Source organism: Actinomadura sediminis (genome assembly GCF_042675525.1).
Classification (GTDB): domain Bacteria; phylum Actinomycetota; class Actinomycetes; order Streptosporangiales; family Streptosporangiaceae; genus Spirillospora; species Spirillospora sediminis.
The window spans coordinates 53,428-78,024 of sequence record NZ_JBHTJA010000004.1; the positions used below are offsets into that span (position 1 = coordinate 53,428).

A 24,597-nucleotide genomic window follows, 5' to 3' on the forward strand; every position below is an offset into this window, starting at 1 on the left:
GGCTCTGCGGAAGTCCCCGCAGGTCAGCGGGTCGGCCCGGTCCGCGAGGGTGATGTGGATCAGGTTGCTCGGCCCGGTCCACCGACAGCGTAAGCGCCGTCCCGCGCGCCTTCCACCGGTCCGGCGAACCCGGCGCGATACGGAAGTATGTGCGGGGCGAACGTGCATCGAGCGGGAGGAATCAATGCCGATTCGGACACTTGCCGGGGCCGTGCTGCTGGCGGGCGTCGCGGGACTGCTGGGCGGGTGCGGCGTGCTCAGCGGCGACTCCGACGAGGTGTGCGCGTCCGTCACCGCGGAGTACCGGCGGTACACGGACGAGCTCGAGCGGGCGTCCGCGGCCGACGAGGGGACGTGGGTGCAGGCGACGCAGCGGTTCGCGGGCCGCGTCGACGCGCTGGCGAAGAAGGCGGACGATCCGGAGCTGAAGGAGGTCCTCCAGCAGCAGACCGCCCGCCTCAAGGCGGCCGCCGGCGGGCTCGGTGAGGGCGACGTCGCCGAACTGAACGCCGTCCTGCGGGACGCCCCCGCGAAGATCGGCGCCGCCTGCGACGGCTGACCGGGCGCGGTCAGCCCGACCCGGCGGGCGGGTCGCCCCCGCCGCCGGTGTCTCCGCCGCCACCTCCGCCGCCGGTGTCGCCTCCACCGCCGCCGCCGTCGTTCCCGCCGCCGCCGTCACCGCCGCCGCCGTTGTTCCCGCCGCCGCCGTCGTTTCCGCCGCCGCCGTCGCCCGGGTCGGGCGGGCCCGTGCCGGAGTCGCCGCCGGACGGCGGGGGCGGACCGTCCGGTTCCTCCGGTCCCGTGGACGGCGGGGCGTCGGACGGGCCGGACGGCTCGGGGTCCCCGCGGTCGTCGGGCCCGCCGGTCTGCGGGGCGCCGCCGTAGCCGCCGCCCGGACGCGTCGACGGCTCGCCGAACGACTTCGGTTCGAGGTCGCGGATCTGGACGGCCTCGGACATGTACGAGCGCCAGATCTGCGCCGGGAGCGCCCCGCCGTACGCCCCGTAACCCGGGATGTCGAGCGGTTTGCGCTCGCTGTGGAACATCGCCACGCTCGTCGCCATCTGCGGGATGAACCCGTTGAACCAGATCGCCTTGCCCTCGTCGGTGGTGCCCGTCTTGCCCGCGACGTCCCGTCCGTCCGGGAGTTGGGCGCCCGTCCCGGTGCCGTACTGGACGACCCGCTGCATCGCGTACGTGGCGTCCCGGGCGTTCTGGGCGCTGAACGCCCGCTCGCCCTTCTCGGTGAACGTGCGCTTGTGGCCCTCGTTGTCGGTGACCGCCTTCACCGTGTACGGCTGCCGGTACACGCCCTCGGAGGCGAACGCCGAGTACACGCCCGCCTGCTGCACCGGGTGCAGCGACACGATGCCGAGCGGCAGCGTCGCCGCGCTCCGCTGGCCCTCGGTGATCTGCGAGGACGGGATGCCGAGCTTCTCCGCCATCTCGAGGATGGCGTCGTTGCCGATGTCCCGGCCGAGGTTCACGTACGCGGTGTTGATCGAGTTCTGGGTGGCCTGCGCGAGGTTGACCGTCCCGAAGCTCCGGCCCCCGTCGTTCTTGATCGGGGTGCCGTTGATGTAGATCGGCGAACTGCCGTTGTACGACGTGGACAGCGACTTGCCCGAGTCGAGCGCGGCGATCAGCGCGATCGGCTTGAACCCCGAGCCGGCCTGCGCCCAGTCACCGAACGTGCTGGTCAGCGCCTCCTCCAGGTAGCCGCGCCCGCCGTAGAAGCCGACGACCTGCCCGGTGGCCGGATCCACCGACACGACGCCGGTCCGGATCTTCTTGCTCATCCCCTTCGGGGTGCTCGACTCGACGGCCTTCTTCGCGGCGTCCATCAGCCGCTTGTCGAACGTCGTGGTGATCTTCAGGCCGCTGCGGTTGATCTCGTCCTCGGTGTACCCGCGCCGCTCGATGAGCTCCTTGCGGGCCACGTTGACCATGTAGCCCTTCTGGCCCTTGAGGATGTCGGTGACGTGCTGCTCGACGGGTTCGGGGAACTTCATCGCGGCCGCGTCCGCCGACGACAGCATGTCGTTGTCGACCATGTTGCCGAGCACCGACCGCCACCGCGTCTCGGCGCGCGCCCGGTTGTCCCCGCTCGGGTCGGAGAAGTTGCTCGGCTGCTGGATGGCCGCCGCGAGGTACGCGCCCTCCGCCGCCGTCAGCTCACTGACGTCCTTGCCGTAGTACGCCTTCGCCGCGGCCTGCACCCCGTACGCGTTGCGCCCGAAGTAGATGGTGTTGAGGTACTGCTCGAGGATCCAGTCCTTCGACTTGGACTGGTCGACCTTCAGGGCGACCATGACCTCCTTGAGCTTCCGGGTGATCGTCTGCTCCCGGCCGATGCCGCCGTAGTAGTTCCGCACCATCTGCTGGGTGATCGTCGACCCGCCCTGGAGCTGCTTGCCCGTCACGGTCGACCACACGGCGCGCGTCGTCCCCTGGATCGACACCCCGGGGTCCTCGTAGAACGTCTGGTTCTCCGCCGCGATCACCGCGTCCCGCACGGGTTCGGGGATCCGCTCGAGCTCCACCGCCGTCCGGTTCACGCCCGTCTTCGCGATCTGCGTCTCGCCGTCGGCGTAGTAGAAGATCGGGCCCTGCGCGACGGCCTTCCCCTGCGGCGACGGCACCGGCGTGAACAGGTACGCGACGGCGAACGCCACCACGCAGAACCCGATGAACCCCAGCACGCCGAACACGACCCGCCGCATGATCCGCCGCTTGCGGCTGCGCGTCTTCTTCCCGGGCCCCTTCTTCCCGGACCCGTCCGACCCTTCCTCGGACACCACGCCCCCCGACGCAGTTCTCGCCTCGGACGCGCTGGCCGCGCGTCCCGGACCCGCGCCGTCCGCGGGCGTCCCGCCCGGACCGGCGCTCATCTTCCCGGCACCCGTTCCCGAGGACCGCCCGCTGAAGCCTCCCGGGCCGCCCCCGTCGCTCTCGTCCCCGTCGTCTCCCTTGCCCCCGCCGTCTCCGTGATCCCCGGCGTCCGCGTCGGCCCCGTCGTCGGCAACGGCCTCGTCCGCCTCGGCGGCGGTGCCGGCGGCGGTGCCGGTCTTGCCTGCGTCGTCCGCGTTCGCCGGACGGACGTCCGCGCCCTCGTCGCTCGCCTCCGGCTCGCCGCCCGCCCGGTCCGCGTCGCCCGCGCCCGTCTCGGCCGTCGCGTCGTCCGGCTCGTCCGCGCCCGCGGCGTCCGCGTCCGCGTCGGTTTCCGCCTCGGAAGTGGTCGGGGCGGGGGATGGCGGGGGAGTCGCGGAGGGCGAAGAATCGGGGGCGGAAAGTTCCGATTCGGAGGGATTCTGCGGGGCTTCGTCGTCGTGAGGGATGGGGGCTCCTGGCGCCATGTCGCCGTTCTGAGATATGTCGTTCTCGCGGCTTTTTTCGGATTCGGGTGGGGGAGGAGTCGGGGCGTCGGCCTGCTCGGACGTCCGTCCGGGCACCTGGTCGGGCGCCTGGTCGGGCACCTGGTCGGGCGCGGTGCCGTCGCCGTCCCGGGCGCGTCCGGCGCCCTTTCTCCTGTTGCTCACAAGCCCCCCGTGATCAATGCGTTACCGACGATACCCGAGGGGGTCGGTGCGGCGAGCCGTCGATGAGAAGGACGGCCGGCCTCCTCGCCCGGTTGTCGTCATCGGAGAACGCGCGAGCGGCGGGACCCGGTTCCGGGTCCCGCCGCTCGCGGAAGTGGGCTCGGTCTCAGAATTTGGCGAGGACGTCCACGACGAACACGAGGGTGTCGTCCCCCTTGATCCCGGCCTGCGGGTTGCCCTCCTCGCCGTAGCCCTCCTTCGGCGGAAGGACGAGCATGACGCGGCTGCCGACCTTGACGCCGGTCAGCCCCTTGTCGAAGCCGGGGATGGTGGCGCCCTCACCGATCGGGAAGGCCTGCATCTGGCCGCTCTTCCAGCTCGAGTCGAAGACCTCGCCGTTCCGCCAGAGCTGCCCCTGGTAGTTCATGATGGCCTTGTCGCCCTTGGCCAGGGCGGGCCCGGTGCCCTCGATGAGGGTAACGGCCTTCAGCCCCTTGGGCGGGTCGCCGTCGGGGATCTTCACCTCGGGGGCCTTGCCTGCGCCCTTGTCCTCGACGGTGGGCAGCGAGTCGTCGTCGACCTTCTTCTCGGTGCCCTTCGGGACGGCGTTCTGCGGGACGGACGCGCGGATGTCGGCGACGAACAGCAGCGAGTCGTTCTTCGAGACGCCGACCTGGGCGCCCTGCTCGCCGAACCCCTTCTCCGGGGGGATCTCCACGACGACGCGGCTGCCGACGGTCTTGCCGACGAGGCTCTCGTCGAGGCCCTTCACCGGGCTCTCGCCGACCTTGATCGTCGTGACGCCGTCGCCCTGCTCGTAGGTGCTCTCGGCCTTCTCGCTGGAGCTCTTGACCTTCGAGTCCTCCGGGTCGTCCTTCGGAGACCACTTGTAGTAGGCGAACTGGAGGAACGCGGTGTCGCCCTTGGCGACCTCGTTCCCCTCCCCGACGATCGGGGTGGACGCCTTCAGGGTCTCGGGCGGCGCGACCTCGGTCGGGATCTCGACCTTGGGCGCCTTGCCGAAGGCGCCGGTGACGGAGACGGCCGGGTCCGGGCGGGTCAGGTAGTACGTCGTCCCGCCGGCGATGGCGACGACGGCGACGACGGCGCCCGCGATCGCCGCGATGCGGCGGCGCTTCGCCTGCTTGGCGGTGAGCGCGGACGGCCGGTTCAGGCCGCTGCCGCGTCCGGCGCTGATGCCGTGCGGGGTGAACTCCGGGCTCCGGATGCTCTTGGCGCTGGGGATCTTCGCCTTGACCGCCGGTTCGCCCCGGGGCTTGTCATCCTCGGACATGTTTCCTCACTCGCTCCGGGTTCGACGACAACACGGATTGACCACCCTTCCAGGCCCGGGCTAAGCGCAGTGTGAAAACCGCGTGAAGGAGGCCGACCCGCAATCTACCGGTCAAACCTCCATGAAGGGGCCGCTCGGCGGCTTGGCAGCGGCACCCAGCGTACTAACTCCGGGCCAGGACGCGACGTTTCCCGCCCCGCACGTCCCGCTGGTCGAGGACGCGGAAGCCGTCCGGGAGCAGGGACGCGGGCTCCCCGGCGGCCAGGCACCACTCCGCGGGCAGGTGCGGGCGGTCCCGGCGCGCCTCCGCCGTGAACGCCTCCCACGCCAGCACGCCGCCGGGCGCGACGGCGGCCACGGCGGCGGTGAAGGCGGCGCGGTCCCAGAACCCCGTGCACAGGACGGCCGCGAACGCGGCGGCGGGCGGGCGCCACGTCCCGAGGTCGGCCTGGACGAGCGTGATCCGTCCGGTGAGCCCGCGGCGGCGGGCCGCGGCGCCCAGCCGGGCGAGGGCGATGTCCGAGATGTCCACCGCGGTCACGGGACGTCCGGCCTCGGCGGCCAGCAGCGCGGCGCCGGACGGCCCGCACGCGAGGTCGAGGACGGGCCCGTCCGGGGCCGCGTCCAGTGCCGCGACGGCCAGCGGGTGCGCCGCGGGCACCGGCCCGTCCGGCCCGTCCGGCCCGTATTTGGCGTTCCACCGCAGACGGTCGGGGTGCCCGGCCAGGTCCGGCGGCACGCTGTCGTCCATGCCCCGAGGTTAGCGGCGTTCCGCGATCAGCAGCATGAACAGCGCCGTCGGGAAGCCCTTCCGCCACCACGGGTCGTCCCGCAACTGCTCCGGCGTCGGGTGCGGCTCGCGCAGGTCGGCGATCACGAAACCGGCGTCTCGGAGCGTTCCAGAGTAGTACTCGAGGGGCCGCAGCCACGACGTGATCATCGCGGGGGACTCCAGGCCGTCCACGTTGAAGTACTGGTCGACGCCGCGCGGGCGGAAGTAGCGGGACGCCGGGACGCTGTTCATCGCGCCCTGCTCGGAGTTCTCCACGTAGAAGCAGGGGTGCAGGGTCAGCACCACGAGCCGCCCGCCGCTGCGCAGCACCCGCGCGAACTCGCCGATCGCGGACGTCGGGTCCTGCAGGTGGCTGAACAGGTGGTTGCAGACGACGAGGTCGAACTCGCCGTCCGCGGCGGGCACGTCGTCGACGCCCGCGCGGACGAACGACAGCGAGCCCCCGCCGCCCGCCGGGGCGCCCGCCGCGGCCGCCCGGGCCGCGTCGATCAGCCCCTGCGACACGTCCACCCCGAGGACGTCCGCGCCCTGCGCGGCGAGCGTCCGGGCGACGTACCCCTCGCCGCAGCCGGCGTCCAGGACGCGCAGGCCCGCGGTGTCGCCGATCGCGTCGAGGACGGCCGCGTCGGTCAGCTCGGTCCGGTACCGGTCGCGGCGCTCCCGGATCACCCTGACCCAGTACTCGGCGTTGTCCTCCCATCGCTGCCTCGTCAGCTTCGCGATCGCTTCCGCCGTGTGCTCCACCGGCTCCCCATTCTTCCCGTCGCGACGCGCCCGCACGTTCGGGCGGTCGATTCAGATGCGGCCCTTCAACCGGCGCACCAACGTGTTGCAGGACTCGCGGACCCTGCGGTCCGCGCAGTCGGCCATCCGCAGCTGCAGCGCCCGGACCAGCTCCGGGAGCTTCCCGCCGAACGCGGGGTCGCGCCTCAGCGCGAGCGGAATGTACGTGGACGCCAGGTAGTACACGCAGGCGTCGTTGTACGCGGTGATCTCCCGCAGGACCTCGTTCGCGGTGTTGCGCAGCGACAGCGAGCTCGGGAGCGTGAAGTCGGAGCTGATCCGCCCGTCCCGCATGTACGTGGGGAACGACCATTCCTCCAGCGCCGCGTAGACGGGCGTGGCGTTCAGCTCCCTGCGGTAGCGCTCGGCGAGGTCGATGTCACCCGTCTTGATGAGCAGGCCCATGACGACGCCGCGCATCATGAACGCGTCCTGCCGCCCGGGCACCTCGAAGCCGAGGTCGGTCTCCAGCTCGGCGCCGACCTTGCTGACCTGGTGCGTCAGGATGTTCAGCGCCAGGATCGAATGGAACGAGTACGACTTGCGGTTCAGCCGCGGCGCCAGATCGACCGACGACTCGAAGAGCCGCTGCGGGTTGCGCAGCAGGCCCTGGCCGGGTTCGGCCGAGTACAGCGACTCCAGCGCGCTGTCCTGCTCGCGGCCCCAGAACCGCGCGATGAACGACGACGTCTTCTGCGTCGCCTGCCCGCGCACGATGTGCAGCCCGGCCTCGAGCGCGTTCAGCAGGTGCTGCTGCGGGAGCGCCGACCGCTCCAGGGCGTCCACGTTCACCTCGAGGCCCGCGTCGTGCAGGTCGGCGACGAGCGCGTTGCGGCGCTTGCGGACGGCGTGCGCCATCGAGTACTCGGCGATCCCCGGGATCGACGACATGAGCGCCTGCAACGACCGCCCGGTCACCCGGTCGAGCCACTCGGTGTTGTCCCACAACCGGAACACGGTGCTCTCGTCCAGCCCCGAGAAGGCCGCCACGTCGGACATGTTCAGGCCCATGTCCTTGGTGATCTCGGAGAGTGACTTCGGCTCGCCGTCCGCGGTCATCGCCCGTCCCGGGAGTGGCAGGTATGGACGGTCCGATCGTAGCGAAACGGGGCGCATCGGGCGCTGCGGAACGGCGGACGCGCGGAGACACGGCATGGCGGGCCCCGGGTCAGTCCGGCCTGCGGCCGATGCAGCCGACGAGCGGCGCGGGGCCGGACCGGCGGCCGGCGGCGGCGAGCGGCAGCGCGACCGGGTAAGGGCCGGTCACCGCGAGCTCGCCGCAGATCCGGTCGATCTCCGCGCGGCTCCGCGGCGTGAACGGCAGGCCCGCCGCGTGCCCGCGCGCGCTCAGCTCGTCCAGTTCGGGCGTCCGCTCGACGTGCGTGAGCGCGACATGGCTGCCCGGCGGGAGCCCGCCCACCAGCGCGCGGACGACGCCGCACGGGTCGTCCCCGCCGGTGAGGAACTCGAGCACCCCGCACAGCAGCACCCCGACCGGCCGGTCGAAGTCCAGCGGGCCGCGCAGGCGGGCGAGCAGCGCCGCCGGGTCGCGCAGGTCGCCCTCGATCGCCGCGGTGCCCGGGCCTTCGGCGAGCAGCGCGCGTGCGTGCACCAGCACCATCGGGTCGTTGTCGACGTACGCGACGCGGCAGGACGGGTCGGCGCGGCGGACGACGTCGGCGACGTTGACGGGTGCGGGCAGCCCGCAGCCGATGTCCGCGAACTGCCGCACCCCCTCCGTCTCGGCCATGATCCGCGCGGCGTGTTCCAGGAAGCCCCTGTTCGCCTGGACGAGCCGCGTGACCACCGGCGCCAGCCGCAGCGCCCGCTCGGCCGACTCCCGGTCGAGCGCGTAGTTGTCCTTGCCGCCGAGGTAGTAGTCGCACATCCGCGCGATGTTCGGGAGGTCCCCGCCGAGCCGGCCGTCGTCGTCCCCGCCCCCGCGGCGGGACGGCCCGGGCCGGCGGCCCGCGCTCAACGCGGCCCCCCGCGTCACGGCAGCCGCCACCCCTCGTCGACCGCGATCCCGAACCAGGACACGGCCGTCCCGTGCGGGCCGCGGTGGACGCCGAAGTCGGCGGCGAGCGCCTGCATCAGCGCCAGCGCCCGGCCGTCCGCCGGGCCCGGCTCGTCCGGGCCGCCGGGCCGCCCCGGCGGCGGCCCCCCGCCGGTGATCTCCACGCGGACGAACCGGTCGATGTGCAGGACGGCCAGCATCACGGTGCCGTCCGGCCGCGGCCGGCCGTGCAGCACCGTGTTCGTCATGGCCTCGCTCGTCAGGAGCTCCAGGTCGCCGAGCCGGGACCGGTCGGCGCCGAAGTGCTGCCCGACGAGCTCGCGGACGTAGGAGCGGGCGAGCCGCACGGCGGGCGGGGTGGCCGCGAGGTCGATCTCCCCGATCAGCCGGCCGGACGACCCGTTGGTGCGGCCGGCGGGTGCGGAGATCTCCAGTGCGGGAACGGACATCGGGACGAGCACCGGCGTCCCGGTCCACGTGTCGGCGTTCATGGCAGCGACGGCTTCACGTCCCCGTGTCGGGCTGTAAGCGAACATCATGTTCCATGACCTGCTGGGAGTCTCGGGCATGGGCGTGGCACACTGCGGGCGACCTGGTGTTCCGCTCGCACGACACACACTCTGACGCAGTGCACGGGCCCCGGTCACGGTCGCTTGCGCGCGTGCAAGCACCTAGCGCCCGCCTGCACCGCGTCACGCACCGTCCAAGATCCACCGCATACCGATCCGGTAACGGCCGGGCCGCTCACGCGGCGGGCCCCGCCCCCTGCGCAGAGGGCGGGGCCGCGCGAGCGGGGGTTACCGGACGAGCAGCGCCGCGACCGCCTCCGGCGCCCCGGGATGCCGGGCCACCAGCGCCGCGGCCTCCCCGCCGCCCGCCGCGGGGACCGCACGCCACTCCACCGGATGCCCCAGCAGGGCCGCGACGGCCTCGCAGGCCGCCGGACGCCCCGCCAGCAGGTCCGTCACCGGACCGGACGCGGCGGACGGCGCCGCGATCGCCGCCGCGGGCCCGGCCGGGCCCGACCACGGGGGCGTCCACGCGTCCAGGGCCGGGAGGGAACCCGGGAACGTGCGGGACGCCTCCTGGACGAGCACGGGCACCATCTCCCGCGCATGATCCTTCAACGTCGCGATCAGCTTCGGCAGCCAGGGCAGCAGCACCGCGTCCGGGAGGCGCCCGAACGCCTTCGACAGCACCTCGACGACGAGCGGCGCCAGCGCGGGCGCGGGATCGAGGGCCTGCACGAAACCGCTCAGGTAGTGCGGGAACGACGGGACCGACAGCGGGGACGCCAGCAGCTCGTCGCACCGGGCCCGCACGTCCGCCAGCGGCATCAGGCCGAGCTGCGACTTCGCCGCCCACAGCAGCGCCACCTTCGCGGGCGCCTCCGGATGCGACTGCCGCACCGCCAGCTCGAGCTGCGCGCGGTCGCAGCCGAGCGACAGCGCGAGGCTCTCCATCCCGAGCAGGAACCCGAGCATCGCCGCGACCTGCCGCACGCCCGAATGCTCGTCCACGAACGCCGTCGGCAGCAGCGTGCAGTAGTGCGTGTACCCGGCGGTGACGAACTCGCGGCACCACTGCGGCAGCTCCGGCTCCGTCGCGCGGTAGTGCGCGAGGAGCCGCCGGATCCGGCGCAGCACCTCGGGCGCGTCGTCCACCGTCCGCTCGGCGGCGAGCAGCTCGACGGCCCGCGCGCCCAGCTCGTCCGCGAACCGCCGCGCGCCCAGGTACACCACGGCGTCCTCGACCGCCCGCAGCGCCACCGCCGCCGTCGCCTTCGGGCCGTACACGGCGCTGCGGAGCCGCCGCTCGAGGACCTGCTCGGCGGTGACGCCCTCGTAGCCCAGCTCGACCAGCGACCGCTGGTTGCGGCCGATCGCCAGGTCCCAGCTCTCCTGGATCGACCGTTCGCCCAGCTCCCGCGCACCCATGATCGGGCGGACGGCGTCGTCGGGCAGCAGCCGCCGCAGCACCCACAGCAGATCGGAGCACGGGCGCAGGCCCGGGTCGGCGTCGAGGTTCAGCAGCGCCCGCTGCACCGTGCGTTTGCCGAGGTCGAGACCGAGCGGCTCCAGCCGGTCGAGGACGTCGCGGGCCAGCGGCGGCAGCGACTCGTACCCGACCTGCCCGACCCGGTCGCCGCCGAGCAGGATCTCGCACAGCCGCGCCACGTCCCGGCGGCCCGGCACCCGGTCCTTCTCGATGCAGGTGACGGCGGCGTCCTGGAAGTCGTACGGGGTCGGGCGGGTCCGGCCCCGCATCCCGGCCAGCAGGACGGACGTCTCGAACACGGCGATCGCGTCGGCGGTGGACGCCAGGTACCCGTTGCGGCGCGCCAGCCCGACGATGTCGACGCACCAGCCGAGCAGCTCCGACTCGTCCAGCGGGTCGAGGGCGGGTGGCCGGGCCAGGAACCCCGACAGCCGGTCGGCGGCCCCCGCGCCCGCCGGGGCCGCGCCCGCGGGCGCCTTCTTCCGCGCCGCCGCGGGCGCGCCCCGCCGGCCCTTCAGCCGGAACGGCGTCACCCCGCCCCGCTTCACGGCCTTCGCGAACGTCGCCGCCGCGATCGACACCGACCCCGACGCGAGCCCGAACTGCGCCTCGATCGCCGAATGGCTCGACGGGATCAGCCCGTACCGCCACCGCGTGCCGGTGCGCGGCGGGATCTCGAACGGCTCCGCCGCCTCCGGGCGCAGCCCGAACTGGTCGACCCGGCTGACGGCGTGCGCCGCACCGCACACGTACAGGCAGTCGGACGGGTCGGCGCCCGTCGCGGCGATGTGCTCCCGCATCCGCGTCCACATGTACCGCTCGCGGCGCTCGTTGCGGGCACGGCTGCGGGCGTCCGGGTCGAGCCGCCGGAACAGGCTGCCGATCAGCGTCATGACCTGCCGGTACGTCGCGTAGTCGGCGCCCGCGAGCGGCTGCTCGACGTACTGGTCCCACCACTCCGACCAGTGCCGCACCTTCCCGTGGTGCAGCAGGTGCTCCTCCAGCTCGGCGAACCCCGGCCGCAGGTCGCCGATCTCGATGCCGACGGCGTCGCCGTGCAGCGCGTCCTCGCCACCGGAACCGTCCGGGACGCCCGGTTCCGCGGGGCCGCCGGGCTCGGGCGGATCCCACTGGTAGACGTGGTCGGTGGACCGGTCGACCAGAACCAGCTCGACCCCGTCGGTCTCCTGCGCGTACGCGATCGCCTGGTACTCGGCGGACGCCTCGGTGATCGGCGCGATCACGCTCAGCGGCGCCCACTTCTTCGGGAACCCGTCGAGCTCGTTCGCGAACGACTGGAGCGCCACCGGCAGCCGGCAGTTCCTCAGCTCCGCCAGCAGCGGCGCGAAGTCCTCGCACAGCTCCAGGTAGACGACCTTCGGCCGCTTCTCCCGCAGCCGCCGCGCCATCGCCAGCGCCGACGCCGGCGAGTGGTGGCACACCGGGAAGATCTCCAGTTCCTCCCGGAGCGCCCGGTCCACATCGTCGACGATCCCGGCGAGGAACCGCGCGACCCCGTCCCCGTCGCCGCCGAACGCGCGGGCCGCGTCCAGCAACTGCTCCCGGAGCGGGTCGAACACGCCCGTGGCCGTGCCGCTCATGAGAGCGTCGCGATCGTGTCGCGGCCGCCCTCCAGGAAGCCCCGCCACGTGCCGTCGTCCTTGCCGCGCGGCTCGACGACCCCGTGCCAGAACTTGTTGAGGATCGCCAGGTCCTCCGGGGCGCGGCGGGCCAGCGACCCGACGAGCGAACTGCCGAGCGTCTCCGCCTTCAGCGTCCGGTCGCCGAAGAACCGGCTGTGCAGGATCGCGTCCTCCAGCACCCCGATCTGCTCCGCCGTCGACAGCGCCGACTCCAGCTTCTCGTCGTCGCTGGTCGCCGACTCGGCGGCGGCCCGCAGATCGGCGAAGCTCTGCAGCAGGACGTCCAGCAGCGTCGGCGGCACCTCCAGGTCGATCTCGTGGCGGCGCAGCAGCTCCGCCGTCCGGAACCGGACGATCTCCGCCTCGCTCTTCTTGTTCGTCACCACCGGGATGCGGACGAAGTTGAACCGCCGCTTCAGCGCGGACGACAGGTCGTTCACGCCCCGGTCGCGGCTGTTCGCCGTCGCGATGATCGAGAACCCGGGCTGCGCGAACACGATGTTGTCGTCGTCCAGCTCGGGGATCGACACGTACTTCTCCGACAGGATCGAGATCAGCGCGTCCTGCACGTCGCTCGTCGAACGGGTCAGCTCCTCGAACCGGCCGATCACCCCCGACTCCATCGCCGTCATGATCGGCGAGGGGATCATCGACTCCCGCGACTGCCCCTTCGCGATCACCATGGACACGTTCCACGAGTACTTGACGTGGTCCTCGGTGGTGCCGGCCGTGCCCTGCACGACCAGCGTCGAGTTCCGGCAGATCGCCGCCGACAGCAGCTCCGCGAGCCAGCTCTTGCCGGTGCCCGGGTCGCCGATCAGCAGCAGCCCCCGGTCCGACGCCAGCGTCACGATGCTCCGCTCCACGAAGCTGCGGTCGCCGAACCACTTCTGCGGTATCTCCCGGTCGAGGCCGTCCGCCCGCTCCGACCCGAGCACGAACAGCCGCACCATCCGGGGCGACAGCCGCCACGCGAACGGCTTCGGGCCGTCGTCGACCGACTCCAGGTAGTCGAGCTCCTCGGCGTACTTGACCTCGGCGGGGGCGCGCAGCATCTCGGACATCGCTCTCCTCATCGTCTGTGCCCTGGGCTCAGGCCAGGAAGTTCTTCAGTTCGGTCACGAGCTTCTGGATGCGGCCCGAGACCACCGGGGTCCCGAGCCCCTTGAACCGCTCCCGGAACCACGGGTTCACGATCTGCGACCCGGAACTGGTCACCGAGCCGACCGGGATGAACTTCACCCCGGACCGGTGCACCGCCTCGATCATCGTGAACAGCGGCCGGGACGCCTCGAACTCGTAGAAGTCCGAGATCCACACCATCACCGTGTTGCGCGGATCGGTGATCTTCGGCTGCGCCAGGTTCATCGCGACGGGGCCGTCGTTGCCGCCGCCGAGCCTCGTCCGCAGCAGCACCTCGAACGGGTCGTGCACCCACGGCGTCAGGTCCAGCGCACGCGTGTCGTAGGCGATCAGGTGGACGTCCACCTTGGGCAGGCCCGCGAAGATCGACGCCAGGATCGTGCAGTTCACCATCGAGTCGACCATCGACCCCGACTGGTCCACCACCACGATCAGCTTCGCGGGCGTCGTCCGCTTCGCCGTCTGCCGGTAGAACAGCTTGTCGACGTAGAGGCGCTCGTCCTCGGGGTTCCAGTTCGGCAGGTTCTTCCAGACCGTCCGGTCGAGGTCGAGGTTGCGGAACACCCGCTTCGGCGGCACCGACCGGTCGATCACGCCCGCGCTCGTCTGCTGCACCTGCGTCCGCAGCACCTCGGCGACCTCGTCGATGTACCGGCGGATCAGCGACTTGGCGTTGGCCAGCGCGACCCCCGACAGGTTCGCCTTGTCCCGCAGGAGCTGCTCGATCAGCGACATGCTCGGCGTCAGCCGGCTCGCGAGCCTCGGATCCGCCAGCACCTCCCGCAGCGCCATCCGCCGGACCAGGTCGCCCTCCAGCTCCGACAGCGTCCCCGAGATCTCCCGGCCGCCCTCGCCGCCGAGCGCGCACTTCAGCCACCCGGCGTCCTTCTGCCACTCGGCGAGCCGCGTCGCCGACACCGCGCCGGACCCGGTGGAGAACGCGTTGAGCAGCAGCTTCGACATCAACGCCGCCCGCCGCACCGCCACCCCGCCCGACCCCGCGTCATCGTCGGCGTCCGTGCCGCCGTCCGTTGCCGAGGCCGCGTCGTCGTTGGCCGTGCCGCTCGCGTCCAGGTCGGCGCCCGTCGCGCCGCTCGCGTTCGTCGCCGCGTGCCCGGTGGCGTCCGGCGCGTTGCCGTCCGTTCCGGAGGGGCCGGATGCCGGGACGTTCACCGCGCCGAGTGCCTCCGCGTCCGGCTCGCCGGGCGCGGGGACGGGGCGGGCGGCCGGGGGATCGGCGAGGTCGGCGAGGCCCTCGAACTCGGGCCCGAGGTCCGGAAAGCGCTGGACCAGGTTGTCGACCGAAACGCCCGGGTCGAGCACGGCCGCCGGAAGGCCGAGGTCGTCGACGATCGCGACGCTCGACGACTCCAGCGCGGGCCGCTCCTCCGGGTCGAACAGGCGGGCCAGCAGCCGCCAGTACAGGACCTGCCGCCGCTTCTCCTCGATGTCGCTCATTTCCGCAGCAACCGTCCCGCGCGTTCGCGCAGTACCCCGACGGCGTCGCCGTTCCGGGCCGACGCCTTGAGCGCCTTCGGGTCCGTGGGGCCGAGCGCCCAGTCGCCCGTGCACGCCTCCACCGCCTTCTTCCGTACCGTCGCCCGCACCGCCAGCGGCTGCAGGCGCCACGTGCCGGCGTCCCAGCGGACGAGCCCGACGCAGGACGACGAGACCTGCACGAGCTCGGGGGTGACGGGGCCGCACGCGGGCAGCCGCTCGAGGTCGATGCCGATCGCGCGTCCGTCCAGTTCCAGGGACGTTCCGTTCACCGTGTACCCCTCCAGGAACACCGGCTCGGCGATGCGCACCGGGTGCCGGTCCAGCGGCGGCACCCCCGGCGCGACCGCCTCCGCAAGCTGCACCCGCGCCACCGCAAAGGGATCCGCCTCCTCGCCCGCGCGCGCTCGGGCGTCGTCCCAGAGGAGGTCGCCGCCCGGGCGGAGCGCCATGTCCGTGACGTGCAGGCACCGGCGTTCCGCGAGCGCCTTGAGCAGGGTCGGGTGGGCGTCCAGCAGGCGCCACATCGGCGGCCCCGTGATGGTGTCGACCTTCGACGCCGCGACGGACGTCCGCACCAGCCGCGCGTCGGCGCCCTCGGCCTCCAGCACCCCGTGCACCTGCACCTGGACGGACGTGCCGTGTTCGTGCACGTCGGCGCCCAGCACCAGCAGACGTCCCGACACCGGTTCGGCCGTCGCCGCCGCCGCGCCCGCCCGGGTCAGCAGCATCCCGCGCGCCCACAGGTCGGCCCAGCGGCGCTCGGGGACCGTCTCCATCGTCGCGACCGGCGACGACGCCCGCAGCTCGGCCGCGAGCCCGTCCAGCAGGACGGCCGCGCCGCGCAGCCGCGGCTCCTTCAGCAGGCCCTCGACGAACTGGTCGGCCGCCGACACCAGGTCGTGGTCGACGCCGCGCCAGCCCGCGATCGCCAGTTCGGCCAGCCAGGACCGGCACCCGGCGAGCAGGTTCGCGGCGACGTCGTCGCCCCCGGCGTCCGGGCCGTCCGCGCGGGCGCGGCCCGCCGCCCCGTCCAGCCGGGCGAGCAGCGCGTCGTGGACGGAGCCGAGCAGCGCGGTCCGCGCCCCGGCCAGCGTGAGCAGGTGCGTCTCCGCGACGGCACCGGCGGCGATCTTCTCGGCCGCCTCGGCCGCCGGACCGCCCAGCGGCGACCCGGCGAACGCCCCGGCCAGCGCGGTCAACGCCGCCGCCTGCTCCGCGCCGAGCCGGCCGAACCCGCCCGCCAGCGCGGCGTCGAACCCGTCGACCAGGCCGAGGGCCTCGTCGACCCCGGCGGGCGCCCCGCCGGTCAGCTCCTCGAGCCCCACCGCCTGCATCAGCGCGTCCCTCCCGGGAACCAGTGCATCTCCGGCAGCGGCTCCGGCGACGCGGGCACCTCCAGGTACGCCAGGTGCCGCAGGAACCGGTTGAACACCACGGCGGCGGGCGCCGGGTCCTTGCGCCCGTCGAGCGCGTCGACCAGATCGCCGTCCTCGCCCGCGTCGACCTTCAGGTACCGCGCGACCCGTTCCCGCCCGTACTGCAGGACGGCCTCGGCGACGAGCGCCTGCAGGTGCTTGCAGGGGTACGTCCCGCGGAGCCCGCCGCACGGACGGTTGTTGTTGGTGCTGCAGCTCAGCCCGTGCGTGCCCGCCGTGATCGACGACACGTACACGCGCGACACGTCCGACCCGCTCGACACGACGCCCTGCAGGCGCCCGTCCGCGAGTTCGACGAACGGCACCTTCGCCAGCTTGCGCGGCCGCACGGGCGGGACCACCCGCACCGAACTCGACCGTTCGAACACGCCCAAACCACGTCCTCCCGCCGGTGGAACACGAACCGTTCAGCCGTGATCCACACTTCCAGCGGGGTCCGACAAACCGCACCCACCCGGACGCCCGCGCCGCGCGCGTCCCGCCGTTCACGCACCCCCGGCCGCCGTCCCGCGCCGGGCGCGGCGTCGGCGGGCCGTTCGGCCACGTGGTGCGGTCGCGAACCGCCGTCCACGGGGGCCGATCGGGTGGGGCGTGCCCTCGGTGGCCGTGCGGGTGCGCGCCGCATGGGAGGGGGCAGGTGTCGCCGCGAGCCCGTCCGCTCGCCGCGCCGCGGTCGATCAGGCGTGGCGCATCCAGTGGCCGGTCGCGGACCAGGCGAGGAGGCGGCGGGTGCCCGGGGGCGGGGCGGTGTCGAGGCCGCCGCCGGTGAGGACGTGCCGCAGCCCCGCCAGCACCGGGTCGAGGCGCCGCACGGTCGACGGGGGCTGCCGGTCGAGTTCGCCCTGCATCCACGCGACCACCGCGACCTGCTCCTTCAGCCCGCACAGCGCGAGGAAGAACACCGCCTGCCGCCACGCGTACGCCGCGTCCTTGATCGTGCCCAGCGGGCGCGGGTTGCCGTGGACCTTCCGGACGAGGCGGCACGCGATGCCGAACGCACGGCGGGCGAGCCCGTCCCAGCCGTCCAGCGGGTCGGCGCCGACCGGGTGCACGAGCAGCGCGAGGTTGTGCGTCGTCAGGATCTGCGCCTGCTCGATGATCGACCCGTTCGCGGCCACCGACCAGCCGCCCCGCCCGCCCGCGCGCCGCTTGCAGAGGTCGCCGAACGACTGCGCGTCCAGGGACCGGTAGTCGATGCCGTAGTAGCGCGCGTAGAGGGTGCCGTCGAGGAGCTCCCCGGCCTGCCGGGCCGCCCTCGCGAACTTGTCGGAGAAGCGCCCCATGAAGATGTCCGCGGCGAGCTCCTCCACGAACGGGACGTCCAGGCCCGAACGTTCGGCGAGGGTCCGGAGCTCCGCGATCAGCGGGTTCGGCAGGATCGTGCCCGGGAAGCCCTGCAGCGCGAGCTCCGCGACCCGGGTCAGGACGCCGCGCACCCGCGGCGCCGTGGCGCCCGCGTCGCGGTGCCGTTCGGCGGCCCGCACCCACGGCAGCTCGTGCGGCCGGACCTGGCTCTCCAGGTTCGTCAGCAGCAGCGACCGCCGGTTCCGGAACGCCCGGTACGTCGCCGCCATCACCCGCTGCAGCGCGGGATCCGCGTACGCCTCCGAGGTCGCCGCCGCGGTCAGTTGCGGCACGAGCGCCGCCAGCACCTCCGCCGACGGGACGACGCCGCGCTCCATCAGCGTCGTCACCGGCGCCTCGAGCGCCGCCTCGACCGTGTCCCGCAGCCAGTCGGGGACCTCCGTGCCCTCCGCGACGCCCGTGCGGCGCGCCTCGTCGGCGGTCACCGGACGGACGAACGGCTCGACCGCCGGGACGCCCGCGCCGTCCGGTTCGTCCGCCAGCCGGGCGAGGACGACCTGCGCGATCGCGTGGTACGGGGCCCGCGCGGCGTCCGCCGCCTGCCGCCCGCGCAGTGCCGCGTGCTCCGCCGACCCGGGCGTGCCGCGCCGGGCGACCATCGACGCGATCGCGTGCCGCAGCAGCCGCGACGGCTCCCGGCCCGCGAGGACGTCCGCCAGCGACGTCCGCAGGATCGCCGCGTTCTCCTTGGGCCTGCGGTGCTTCGTGCAGCGGGTGTGCTCGGCCGCGAGCCGCTCGTAGCGGTCGAGCAGCGCCGCGCCGCGCTCGCGCCAGCCGTCCGGCTCGACGGCGCGGACGCGCCCGTCCCGGACCGTCTCCAGCCAGTGCTCCAGCAGCTCGTCGGCGAACGGGTTCCACACCGCGAGCGCCTCGTTCATCGTCTCGACGGCCGCGTTGGGGCGGCGCCGCCCGAGCCGGTTCCGGATCTCCCCGACCGGCTCGCGGTGCACGAGCGAGGCGTCCGCGGGCTGCGCGCCCGGCCGGGGGACGAACCGCAGCCGGTCGGCGAACGGGCCGATCTCCTCCAGGACCTCCAGCGCGCCCGCGCGGTCCCCGGCACGCAGCAGCCACGCGACGACGAGCAGCGCGGACTCCTCCGGCAGGACGATCTCGTACCGGCCGTCGTCGAGGCGCTCCCACAGTCCGCGGACGCCCTCGTCGGTGAGCATGTGCCGGAACAGCGCCGCGCGCCCCGCGGGCAGCCCGGCCCGCCGCGCCGCGTCCGCCTCGAAGTCGAGCAGGTCGCCGCCCGCGGCGGCCGCGCCCGTCGCGAAGCCGCCGCGCAGCACCTCGAGCGTCACCCACGCGGGGAGCCCGGCGACGGGCGTCCGCGACCCCACCGACAGGGAGCCGTCGCCCATCCCGTCGAGGACGCGCCGCCAGCGCGCGAGCCGCTCCTCCGCGCGGCGCCGCGCGTCGGCGTCCTCGTGCGACAGCGCCGTCGTGAACGCCCTGGCCATCTGCCCGGCGGCGTAGCCCGGGTTCGCCTGCACCTCGTTCATAGCCAGCGTGGCGGGTTCCGCCCCCGCGCCCTCCGGGTCTCGAGCCCGGCGCTCTCCTGACTGAGCTACACGCTGATCACGGCGAACCGTACGTTCATCATCTTTCCGGCGGCAACCGGTTTACCGTCGCCGACGTGGCGGGACCCGCCCCCGCACCCTCCGGGACTTCAGCCCGGTGCTCTGCTGATCGAGCTACACGCCGCAGGGCGCACACGGTACGGCGAACGGTCGTCACGCCGCGAAACGGTGCCGCGGAACGGGACGCCGCCACTCACCCGGGTTCGCGGATCACGGCGCCCGATTGCGCGCCGAACGCATACCCGTCCGGGCCCCCCGAGGGCAGTCTTCGCCCTCCCAGACACAGGGAGGAAGCATGATTCGACGCGTACTCGGCCTCGCGGCCGCCTGCGCCGTCGCCGCCGCGGTCCTCGCGGCGCCGGCGACGCGGGCCGCGGCGGACGCCGGACCCGTCGTCGCCACCGACAAGGGGAAGGTCGAGGGGGTCGCCACCGACCTCGGCCGGGTGTTCCGCGGCATCCCGTTCGCGGCGCCGCCCGTCGGGCCGCTGCGCTGGAAACCGCCGCAGGCCGCCGCCGCGTGGGACGGCGTCCGCCCCGCCACCGAGCACGGCCGCCCCTGCGCGCAGAACGGCTCGCCGTTCATGGGACGCGACCAGGTCACCAACGAGGACTGCCTCTACCTGGACGTCTACACGCCCGCGCGGGCGTCCGGGAACCTCCCGGTCATCGTGTGGATCCACGGCGGCGCGTTCGCCTACGGGTCGGGCACCACCTACGACGCGCAGCGGCTCGCCGCCGCCGGGAACGTCGTCGTGTCGATCAACTACCGGCTCGGCGTGTTCGGGTTCCTCGCGCATCCCGGACTGCCCGCCGCGGAGGGGGCCGGGAACTTCGGGATCCAGGACCAGCAGGCCGCGCTGCGCTGGGTGAAGGCGAACGCCGCCGCGTTCGGCGGCGACGCCGGCAACGTGACGATCGCGGGCCAGTCGGCCGGCAGCGGAAGCGTCTGCTCGCACGTCCTGTCGCCCTCGTCTCGGGGGCTGTTCCACCGCGCGGTCATGCAGAGCGGCCCCTGCCAGCTCGTGGCGCGCACCCTCCCGGACGCCGAGGCCACCGGAACCGGACTCGCACAGGAGATCGGCTGCGCCACCGCCGAATGCCTGCGCGGCAGGTCCGCCGCCGAACTGCTCGACGCGACCGCGCCCGCCGAGGGCGAGTCGGCGCTCTCCCTCAGCTTCGCGCCGACCACCGGCACGCCCGTCCTGCCGAAGCCGGCCGCGGACGCGTTCCCGGCCGGCGAGTACGCGAAGGTCCCGATGATGATCGGGACGACCCTGCACGAGGCGAGCACCCTCCTGTTGTCGTCCGGCGTCGAGGGCGACCCCGACTCGGCGATCGTCCGGGCGATGACGAACGCCGCGTTCGCCTGCCCGGCGCGCCGCGACGCGAAGGTCCTCGAGGACCGCGTCCCGGTGCACATGTACGAGTTCACCGAGCCGAACGTCCCGAGCGTCTACGCGACCCCGCCCGAGCTCGAACTCGGCGCCTACCACGGGGCCGAACTGCCGCTGCTGTTCGACTTCCCGCTCCGTCCGATCGACCTGAACCCGGCGCAGGAACGGCTCGCCGCGACCATGATCGGCTACTGGAGCCGCTTCGCCGCGACCGGCGACCCGAACGGCCCGGGGCTGCCCGCGTGGCCCGCGTACCGTCCCGTCATCGGCAAGGTGCAGAACCTCCACGCGGACGGCGTGACGAACGTGCGGGACGCCCGCTACTACACCGACCACACCTGCGCGATCTGGGACAACACGGCAGGGCTTCCGGACATCCCGGGCACCGAGTGACCCCTCCCTGACGTGCGAGCGGCTCCCACCCGCCCGCACCCGGGGCCGGGCGGGCCGATTCCGTGGCGGCCCGCCCGGCCCCCTCTCCGCGCCCCGGTCTCCGGACGGGCGGGGAGTGCGGACCGGGAGCGCGCGAGAGGGCGGGGGAGCGGTCAGGAGACCCGGTCGAGGCGGTCGTCGGCCGGGACGGTGAACGGGCGCTGCCCGCCGGGGACGCCCTCGTGCGCGGCGCCCCCGGACTCGTAGGCGAACGTGAACGGGAGCCCGGCGGCGGTCGCCGGGCGGCGGCGGTCCATCAGGTGGAAGTGCAGGTGCGGCTCGGACGAGTTGCCCGAGTTGCCGCAGTCGCCGAGCGGCTGCCCGGCCGTCACGCGGTCGCCCCTGCGGACCCGCACCGACCCGCGTTTCAGGTGCGCGAACACTCCGTACACGCCGTCCCCGAGGTCGAGGACGACGTGGTTGCCGAGGACGAACCGTCCGCTGGACAGCGTCGCCAGGGACAGGATGCTCCGCGCGATCCCCTCCACCATCAGGTACGGGAACGCGACCCAGGAGTTGCGGCTCAGGTGGTCGCGCTGCCACCGGCCCACCGAGACGACGACACCGTCCGCCGGGGCCAGCACGGGCTCGCCGAACGCAGGAAACGCGGACGGGCGGCGCATCGGCGGCCAGGCGTGCAGGGCCGTCCAGGACGCCTTCTCGTCGGGCTGGTGCACGAGGTCGATGGCGTAGGCCTGGCCGAGTTCGTGCGTCCCATGGCTCGGGACCTTGTCGGCGGGGCTGTTCACCGGCACCCAGCGGCCCCGGACGGGCGCCCGCAGCGGCACGGGGGAGCGCGGCGGCTCGCCCGGCTTGACCACCAGGCCCGCGACGAAGACGACCAGCCCGGCGCCGACCAGCACCATTCCGGTCGTGCTCAGCCACTGGGCGCCGTGCAGCCATTCGCCGAGGGTGAGGAGCACGCCGACCACGATCAGCGGCAGCTGGTACCGGGCGGCCTGCGTCACGATCTTGCGGTTCATCGGTTCCTCCCTTACCTGTGCACGGCGGCGAGGACGGCCAGCAGCGGGACGACCCGCTCGCCCGGCACCGCGTACCGTCCGCGGGCACCGGCGCGCAGCCATCCGGCGGTGACGAGCGCGCGCAGGTGGTGGTAGAGCTGCCCGGTCGTGCCGAGCCGCTCGTGTCTGCCCAGTTCGGCGGTCGTCCGCGCCCCGCGCAGGATCTCCTGCAACAGCAGCAGCCGGACCGGATGGCTCAGCGCGGCCAGCGCGGGCGCGAGATCGCTCCAGTCGATGTCCAGCAGCTCGTCGGCCGTCCGCCCCTCCTGCCACTCGTAGTGCTCGCCCGTCGGTAGGTCGACGGTGCCCGTGAACAGCACCGCGCCCGGCTCGGACACGCGCACCTTCAGCTCGTTCAGCGCCCAGAAGACGTCCCCGTCCAGGGGTGCGGCCGCCGGTTCGTCCCGCCCCTCCAGACGGTCGACGCGCCGCTCCAGCCGCGCGAGCCGCTCCTCCAGTTCGTCCTCCACGGCTCCAGAATAACGTAATTCCGTAGTAGTGTGCGCACCCGACGTCGGTAACTACGTTTTTCCGTATGTGCGGGGGCGGCGGCAAGACCGCACGGGTCCGGCGCACGGTCTTCGGCCGGTTCCCTCGTGCGGGTGAGGCGACCGCCTCCCGCGGGTGAGGCGGCGGCGTCCCGTCCGGCGGCAGGCTCGACGGAGATCGCCAACCGGAGGGAACACCATGCCGAAGCAGCGCAACGCCGCCGTCCTGGCCGTGACCGTCGCCGCGCTCGCCGTGACCGCGGCCGTCGCCCCGGCCGCGTCCGCCCGTCCCGACAAGAAGGAACCGAAGGTCGCGAGCGTCACCGGATGGGGGGAGATGCGCCGGACGTACCACCAGGACCAGGACGTCCGCGCGTTCGCCTTCGACGCCCGTGCGACCCCGTACGCGAACGCCGAGGGCGACTTCCCCGGCGCGCCGAACGCCGCGACGGGCACCGTCCGCATCTCGCACCACTCGCCCGACCTGAACAAGACGATCACGGCGTCCGGGCGCGTCGACTCCCTCACGACCGCGCCCGGCTACGCCGTCCTGACCGCCGTCATCGACGAGGTGGACGAGGGCGGCCCGGACTGGGTCGGCCGCCGGCTCGGGTTCAGCGTCTACGACGGCGGCAAGGACAAGCCCGGCCGCACCCGCGACCGCGTCGGCTACGGCTGGGAGTTCATGAACCTCACCCAGAACGAGAACGGCGAATGGGCGGAGAACCTCCATACCGGGACGGGCATGGCCCCCGCCCCGTTCGGCCCCGTGACCCGAGGCGGTTTCACGGTCGTCCACACGGACCTACCGCCCGTCCCGGGGAGCTGACCGAGCGCCCGGCACGTGCGGGCACTGCGAAGCGAGACGTGCGCCGGCGTGACGCGCGCCACGTCCGCGAGCGCGGGGCCGGGTTCCCGACGGGCGCACGAGGCGCCCGGCGGCCGGGCCGCGTGGCGCTCCGGGCAGACGCCGACGGCGACCTTGCCGAAGGCCCGCCCGGGAGCGCCGTAGCGGCCGTCCCTCCGGTGGGCAGGGGCTTCTACCGGGGTTCGGCGGTCTTGGCGCGGAAGAGGCCGACCGCCCCGGCGGCGAGGCAAGCGGCCGGCACGCAGGCGACCATACCGAGGACGGTCATGAGCGACACCTCTCCGAAGTACTTCTCAAGGTTCTGCGCGGGCGACCGCTCGCCGATGAGGGCGATGCCGACGAGGCCGACGACGCCGACGAAGAGGTAGCCGAAGAGGGCGGCAGCGGCGGCGGCGAACGCTCCCGCAGCGGCGGAACGGACCAGGAACAGGGGAGCGGCGGCGACGGCTCCGGCGGCGGCCGAGATCAGCACGTTGACAAGGGGGAGAAGGTCCGCGGCGGCGGCGCCGGAGCCCATGACGCTCGCCAAGCCCGTGAGCACGGTGTAGACGACGACGAAGAGAACCGAACCGAGGCCGACTGCGGCTGCGACCGCGCGGTTCGATGTCCGGGAGCTGGATCGGGGCATCCGATCATTGAACAGGAGGCAGGACCCCCATCGGGGAGAGCCGCTCCCCGACCCCTCGGGCGGCACGGTCAGCTCGGAATGGGCTCGGGGGGACCCCCGGACCCAGCGGCGCCGCCACGGAGCCTCGACGGCGCGCTTGTGGTGGTGCTCGCGCGCCCAGGCGACGGCGCCCGCCGCCGCTCTGGCCGAGACCGCCGCCCGGCCGGGCTTCCGCGGCTGCCGCTACCTCGCCGCCGATCTCGCCCTGGCCGTCCCCGACAACCCGGCGCACGCCGTGACCCGCGAGTACCGGGAAGCTCTGCACCGGCTCCTGGAGGGGGAACCGGTCGGGCTCGGGCATCCGCGGCCCGCGCGGGCGGCCGACCAGCTCCTCCTGCTCATCGAGGGCGTCCTGGTCGCCGGCGCGACCAGGTGCGGCGCCCACCCCGGGACGTCCCTGGGCGAACCCGCCGCGCGCGTCCTCGACTGCGACCGCCGTTCCCCCGGCTGACAGGGACGTCCGCCGACGTTCGGCGGTCCGGCGCGCAAGAGGCCGACCGCAACCGGGAGGCGCGGCCCCTCGAAGGGCGCGTTCCCGGTCGGCGCGACCATGCGTTCCCGTGGTCGCCGTCCGCGATTTTCGCCGCGCATGTCGAGAACGCGGCCGGTGCTCCGATCACACCGTGAACGCAC

Annotated in this window: 20 protein-coding genes and 2 tRNA genes; 4 read left to right on the forward strand and 18 right to left on the reverse strand. The window is 73.7% G+C overall.

The annotated features are described in order from the left end of the window. Positions 1 to 184 precede the first annotated feature (184 nt). Positions 185 to 559, forward strand: coding sequence for a hypothetical protein (locus ACFQ11_RS04105; RefSeq protein WP_378296422.1), 375 nt, complete (start codon positions 185 to 187; stop codon positions 557 to 559). 10 nt (positions 560 to 569) lie between these two features. On the opposite strand, the gene ACFQ11_RS04110 is transcribed toward ACFQ11_RS04105, so the two are convergent. From ACFQ11_RS04110 to ACFQ11_RS04180, 15 genes are all read right to left on the reverse strand, one after another. Continuing rightward, the gene (locus ACFQ11_RS04110) at positions 570 to 3,539 is read right to left on the reverse strand and encodes a transglycosylase domain-containing protein (RefSeq protein WP_378296423.1); all 2,970 of its coding nucleotides are present in this window, start codon (positions 3,537 to 3,539) and stop codon (positions 570 to 572) included. Positions 3,540 to 3,705: 166 nt separating this feature from the next. Further along, on the reverse strand, positions 3,706 to 4,833 hold the full coding sequence (locus ACFQ11_RS04115; protein ID WP_378296425.1) for an FKBP-type peptidyl-prolyl cis-trans isomerase: 1,128 nt from the start codon (positions 4,831 to 4,833) through the stop codon (positions 3,706 to 3,708). 163 nt (positions 4,834 to 4,996) lie between these two features. Beyond that, on the reverse strand, positions 4,997 to 5,584 hold the full coding sequence (locus ACFQ11_RS04120; RefSeq protein ID WP_378296426.1) for a methyltransferase domain-containing protein: 588 nt from the start codon (positions 5,582 to 5,584) through the stop codon (positions 4,997 to 4,999). A gap of 9 nt (positions 5,585 to 5,593) precedes the next feature. After that, positions 5,594 to 6,370 carry a class I SAM-dependent methyltransferase gene (locus tag ACFQ11_RS04125; RefSeq protein ID WP_378296427.1) on the reverse strand — a complete coding sequence of 259 codons (777 nt, stop codon included), beginning with the start codon at positions 6,368 to 6,370 and terminating at the stop codon, positions 5,594 to 5,596. 51 nt (positions 6,371 to 6,421) lie between these two features. After that, positions 6,422 to 7,468, reverse strand: a complete 1,047-nt coding sequence (locus ACFQ11_RS04130; RefSeq protein ID WP_378296428.1) for a hypothetical protein — start codon at positions 7,466 to 7,468, stop codon at positions 6,422 to 6,424. 109 nt (positions 7,469 to 7,577) lie between these two features. Continuing rightward, positions 7,578 to 8,387: an SAM-dependent methyltransferase gene (locus ACFQ11_RS04135; protein WP_378296430.1), complete on the reverse strand. Its 810-nt coding sequence runs from the start codon at positions 8,385 to 8,387 to the stop codon at positions 7,578 to 7,580. A gap of 14 nt (positions 8,388 to 8,401) precedes the next feature. Next, positions 8,402 to 8,917, reverse strand: coding sequence for an ATP-binding protein (locus ACFQ11_RS04140; protein ID WP_378296431.1), 516 nt, complete (start codon positions 8,915 to 8,917; stop codon positions 8,402 to 8,404). 306 nt (positions 8,918 to 9,223) lie between these two features. After that, positions 9,224 to 12,025, reverse strand: coding sequence for a DUF5682 family protein (locus ACFQ11_RS04145; RefSeq protein WP_378296432.1), 2,802 nt, complete (start codon positions 12,023 to 12,025; stop codon positions 9,224 to 9,226). After that, complete coding sequence (locus ACFQ11_RS04150; protein ID WP_378296433.1) at positions 12,022 to 13,131, reverse strand: ATP-binding protein; 1,110 nt, start codon at positions 13,129 to 13,131, stop codon at positions 12,022 to 12,024. Before ACFQ11_RS04150 ends, ACFQ11_RS04145 begins: the two co-directional genes overlap by 4 nt. A 28-nt stretch (positions 13,132 to 13,159) precedes the next feature. Beyond that, complete coding sequence (locus ACFQ11_RS04155) at positions 13,160 to 14,668, reverse strand: vWA domain-containing protein (protein WP_378296434.1); 1,509 nt, start codon at positions 14,666 to 14,668, stop codon at positions 13,160 to 13,162. Then, positions 14,665 to 16,044: a hypothetical protein gene (locus ACFQ11_RS04160; protein WP_378296435.1), complete on the reverse strand. Its 1,380-nt coding sequence runs from the start codon at positions 16,042 to 16,044 to the stop codon at positions 14,665 to 14,667. Before ACFQ11_RS04160 ends, ACFQ11_RS04155 begins: the two co-directional genes overlap by 4 nt. Next, positions 16,044 to 16,514 (reverse strand): hypothetical protein, encoded by a 471-nt coding sequence (locus tag ACFQ11_RS04165; RefSeq protein ID WP_378296522.1) that lies wholly within the window; start codon positions 16,512 to 16,514, stop codon positions 16,044 to 16,046. The genes ACFQ11_RS04160 and ACFQ11_RS04165 overlap by 1 nt, the downstream gene beginning before the upstream one ends. A 309-nt stretch (positions 16,515 to 16,823) precedes the next feature. Then, positions 16,824 to 19,013, reverse strand: coding sequence for a transcriptional regulator (locus ACFQ11_RS04170; protein ID WP_378296436.1), 2,190 nt, complete (start codon positions 19,011 to 19,013; stop codon positions 16,824 to 16,826). A gap of 2 nt (positions 19,014 to 19,015) precedes the next feature. Then, a tRNA-Ser gene (locus ACFQ11_RS04175) sits at positions 19,016 to 19,088 on the reverse strand. 54 nt (positions 19,089 to 19,142) lie between these two features. Next, positions 19,143 to 19,215, reverse strand: a tRNA-Phe gene (locus ACFQ11_RS04180). Between the two features lie 171 nt (positions 19,216 to 19,386). Between ACFQ11_RS04180 and ACFQ11_RS04185 the strand changes: the two genes are divergently transcribed. After that, positions 19,387 to 20,880 carry a carboxylesterase/lipase family protein gene (locus ACFQ11_RS04185; protein WP_378296437.1) on the forward strand — a complete coding sequence of 498 codons (1,494 nt, stop codon included), beginning with the start codon at positions 19,387 to 19,389 and terminating at the stop codon, positions 20,878 to 20,880. A gap of 152 nt (positions 20,881 to 21,032) precedes the next feature. Here ACFQ11_RS04185 and ACFQ11_RS04190 read toward each other — a convergent pair whose 3' ends face one another. Together ACFQ11_RS04190 and ACFQ11_RS04195 are read right to left on the reverse strand one after the other, a co-directional pair. Further along, positions 21,033 to 21,902: a M23 family metallopeptidase gene (locus ACFQ11_RS04190; protein WP_378296438.1), complete on the reverse strand. Its 870-nt coding sequence runs from the start codon at positions 21,900 to 21,902 to the stop codon at positions 21,033 to 21,035. Positions 21,903 to 21,913: 11 nt separating this feature from the next. Beyond that, on the reverse strand, positions 21,914 to 22,411 hold the full coding sequence (locus ACFQ11_RS04195; RefSeq protein WP_378296439.1) for an ArsR/SmtB family transcription factor: 498 nt from the start codon (positions 22,409 to 22,411) through the stop codon (positions 21,914 to 21,916). Between the two features lie 217 nt (positions 22,412 to 22,628). On the opposite strand from ACFQ11_RS04195, the gene ACFQ11_RS04200 reads away from it, so the two are divergent. Continuing rightward, positions 22,629 to 23,258, forward strand: coding sequence for a hypothetical protein (locus ACFQ11_RS04200; RefSeq protein ID WP_378296440.1), 630 nt, complete (start codon positions 22,629 to 22,631; stop codon positions 23,256 to 23,258). Positions 23,259 to 23,469: 211 nt separating this feature from the next. Here the strand turns inward: ACFQ11_RS04200 and ACFQ11_RS04205 are convergent, their stop codons facing one another. Continuing rightward, positions 23,470 to 23,991 carry a hypothetical protein gene (locus ACFQ11_RS04205; RefSeq protein ID WP_378296441.1) on the reverse strand — a complete coding sequence of 174 codons (522 nt, stop codon included), beginning with the start codon at positions 23,989 to 23,991 and terminating at the stop codon, positions 23,470 to 23,472. A 70-nt stretch (positions 23,992 to 24,061) separates the two neighbouring features. On the opposite strand from ACFQ11_RS04205, the gene ACFQ11_RS04210 reads away from it, so the two are divergent. After that, positions 24,062 to 24,415 carry a hypothetical protein gene (locus tag ACFQ11_RS04210; protein WP_378296442.1) on the forward strand — a complete coding sequence of 118 codons (354 nt, stop codon included), beginning with the start codon at positions 24,062 to 24,064 and terminating at the stop codon, positions 24,413 to 24,415. Positions 24,416 to 24,597 lie beyond the last annotated feature (182 nt).

Bases quoted from the DNA above. Each gene is read 5' to 3' on its own strand.
- ACFQ11_RS04115 (WP_378296425.1), bottom strand. From the start codon at position 4,833: ATGTCCGAGGATGACAAGCCCCGGGGCGAACCGGCGGTCAAGGCGAAG.
- ACFQ11_RS04120 (WP_378296426.1), bottom strand. From the start codon at position 5,584: ATGGACGACAGCGTGCCGCCGGACCTGGCCGGGCACCCCGACCGTCTG.
- ACFQ11_RS04105 (WP_378296422.1), top strand. From the start codon at position 185: ATGCCGATTCGGACACTTGCCGGGGCCGTGCTGCTGGCGGGCGTCGCG.
- ACFQ11_RS04140 (WP_378296431.1), bottom strand. From the start codon at position 8,917: ATGAACGCCGACACGTGGACCGGGACGCCGGTGCTCGTCCCGATGTCC.
- ACFQ11_RS04150 (WP_378296433.1), bottom strand. From the start codon at position 13,131: ATGTCCGAGATGCTGCGCGCCCCCGCCGAGGTCAAGTACGCCGAGGAG.
- ACFQ11_RS04170 (WP_378296436.1), bottom strand. From the start codon at position 19,013: ATGAACGAGGTGCAGGCGAACCCGGGCTACGCCGCCGGGCAGATGGCC.
- ACFQ11_RS04160 (WP_378296435.1), bottom strand. From the start codon at position 16,044: ATGCAGGCGGTGGGGCTCGAGGAGCTGACCGGCGGGGCGCCCGCCGGG.
- ACFQ11_RS04200 (WP_378296440.1), top strand. From the start codon at position 22,629: ATGCCGAAGCAGCGCAACGCCGCCGTCCTGGCCGTGACCGTCGCCGCG.
- ACFQ11_RS04155 (WP_378296434.1), bottom strand. From the start codon at position 14,668: ATGAGCGACATCGAGGAGAAGCGGCGGCAGGTCCTGTACTGGCGGCTG.
- ACFQ11_RS04185 (WP_378296437.1), top strand. From the start codon at position 19,387: ATGATTCGACGCGTACTCGGCCTCGCGGCCGCCTGCGCCGTCGCCGCC.
- ACFQ11_RS04130 (WP_378296428.1), bottom strand. From the start codon at position 7,468: ATGACCGCGGACGGCGAGCCGAAGTCACTCTCCGAGATCACCAAGGAC.
- ACFQ11_RS04190 (WP_378296438.1), bottom strand. From the start codon at position 21,902: ATGAACCGCAAGATCGTGACGCAGGCCGCCCGGTACCAGCTGCCGCTG.
- ACFQ11_RS04145 (WP_378296432.1), bottom strand. From the start codon at position 12,025: ATGAGCGGCACGGCCACGGGCGTGTTCGACCCGCTCCGGGAGCAGTTG.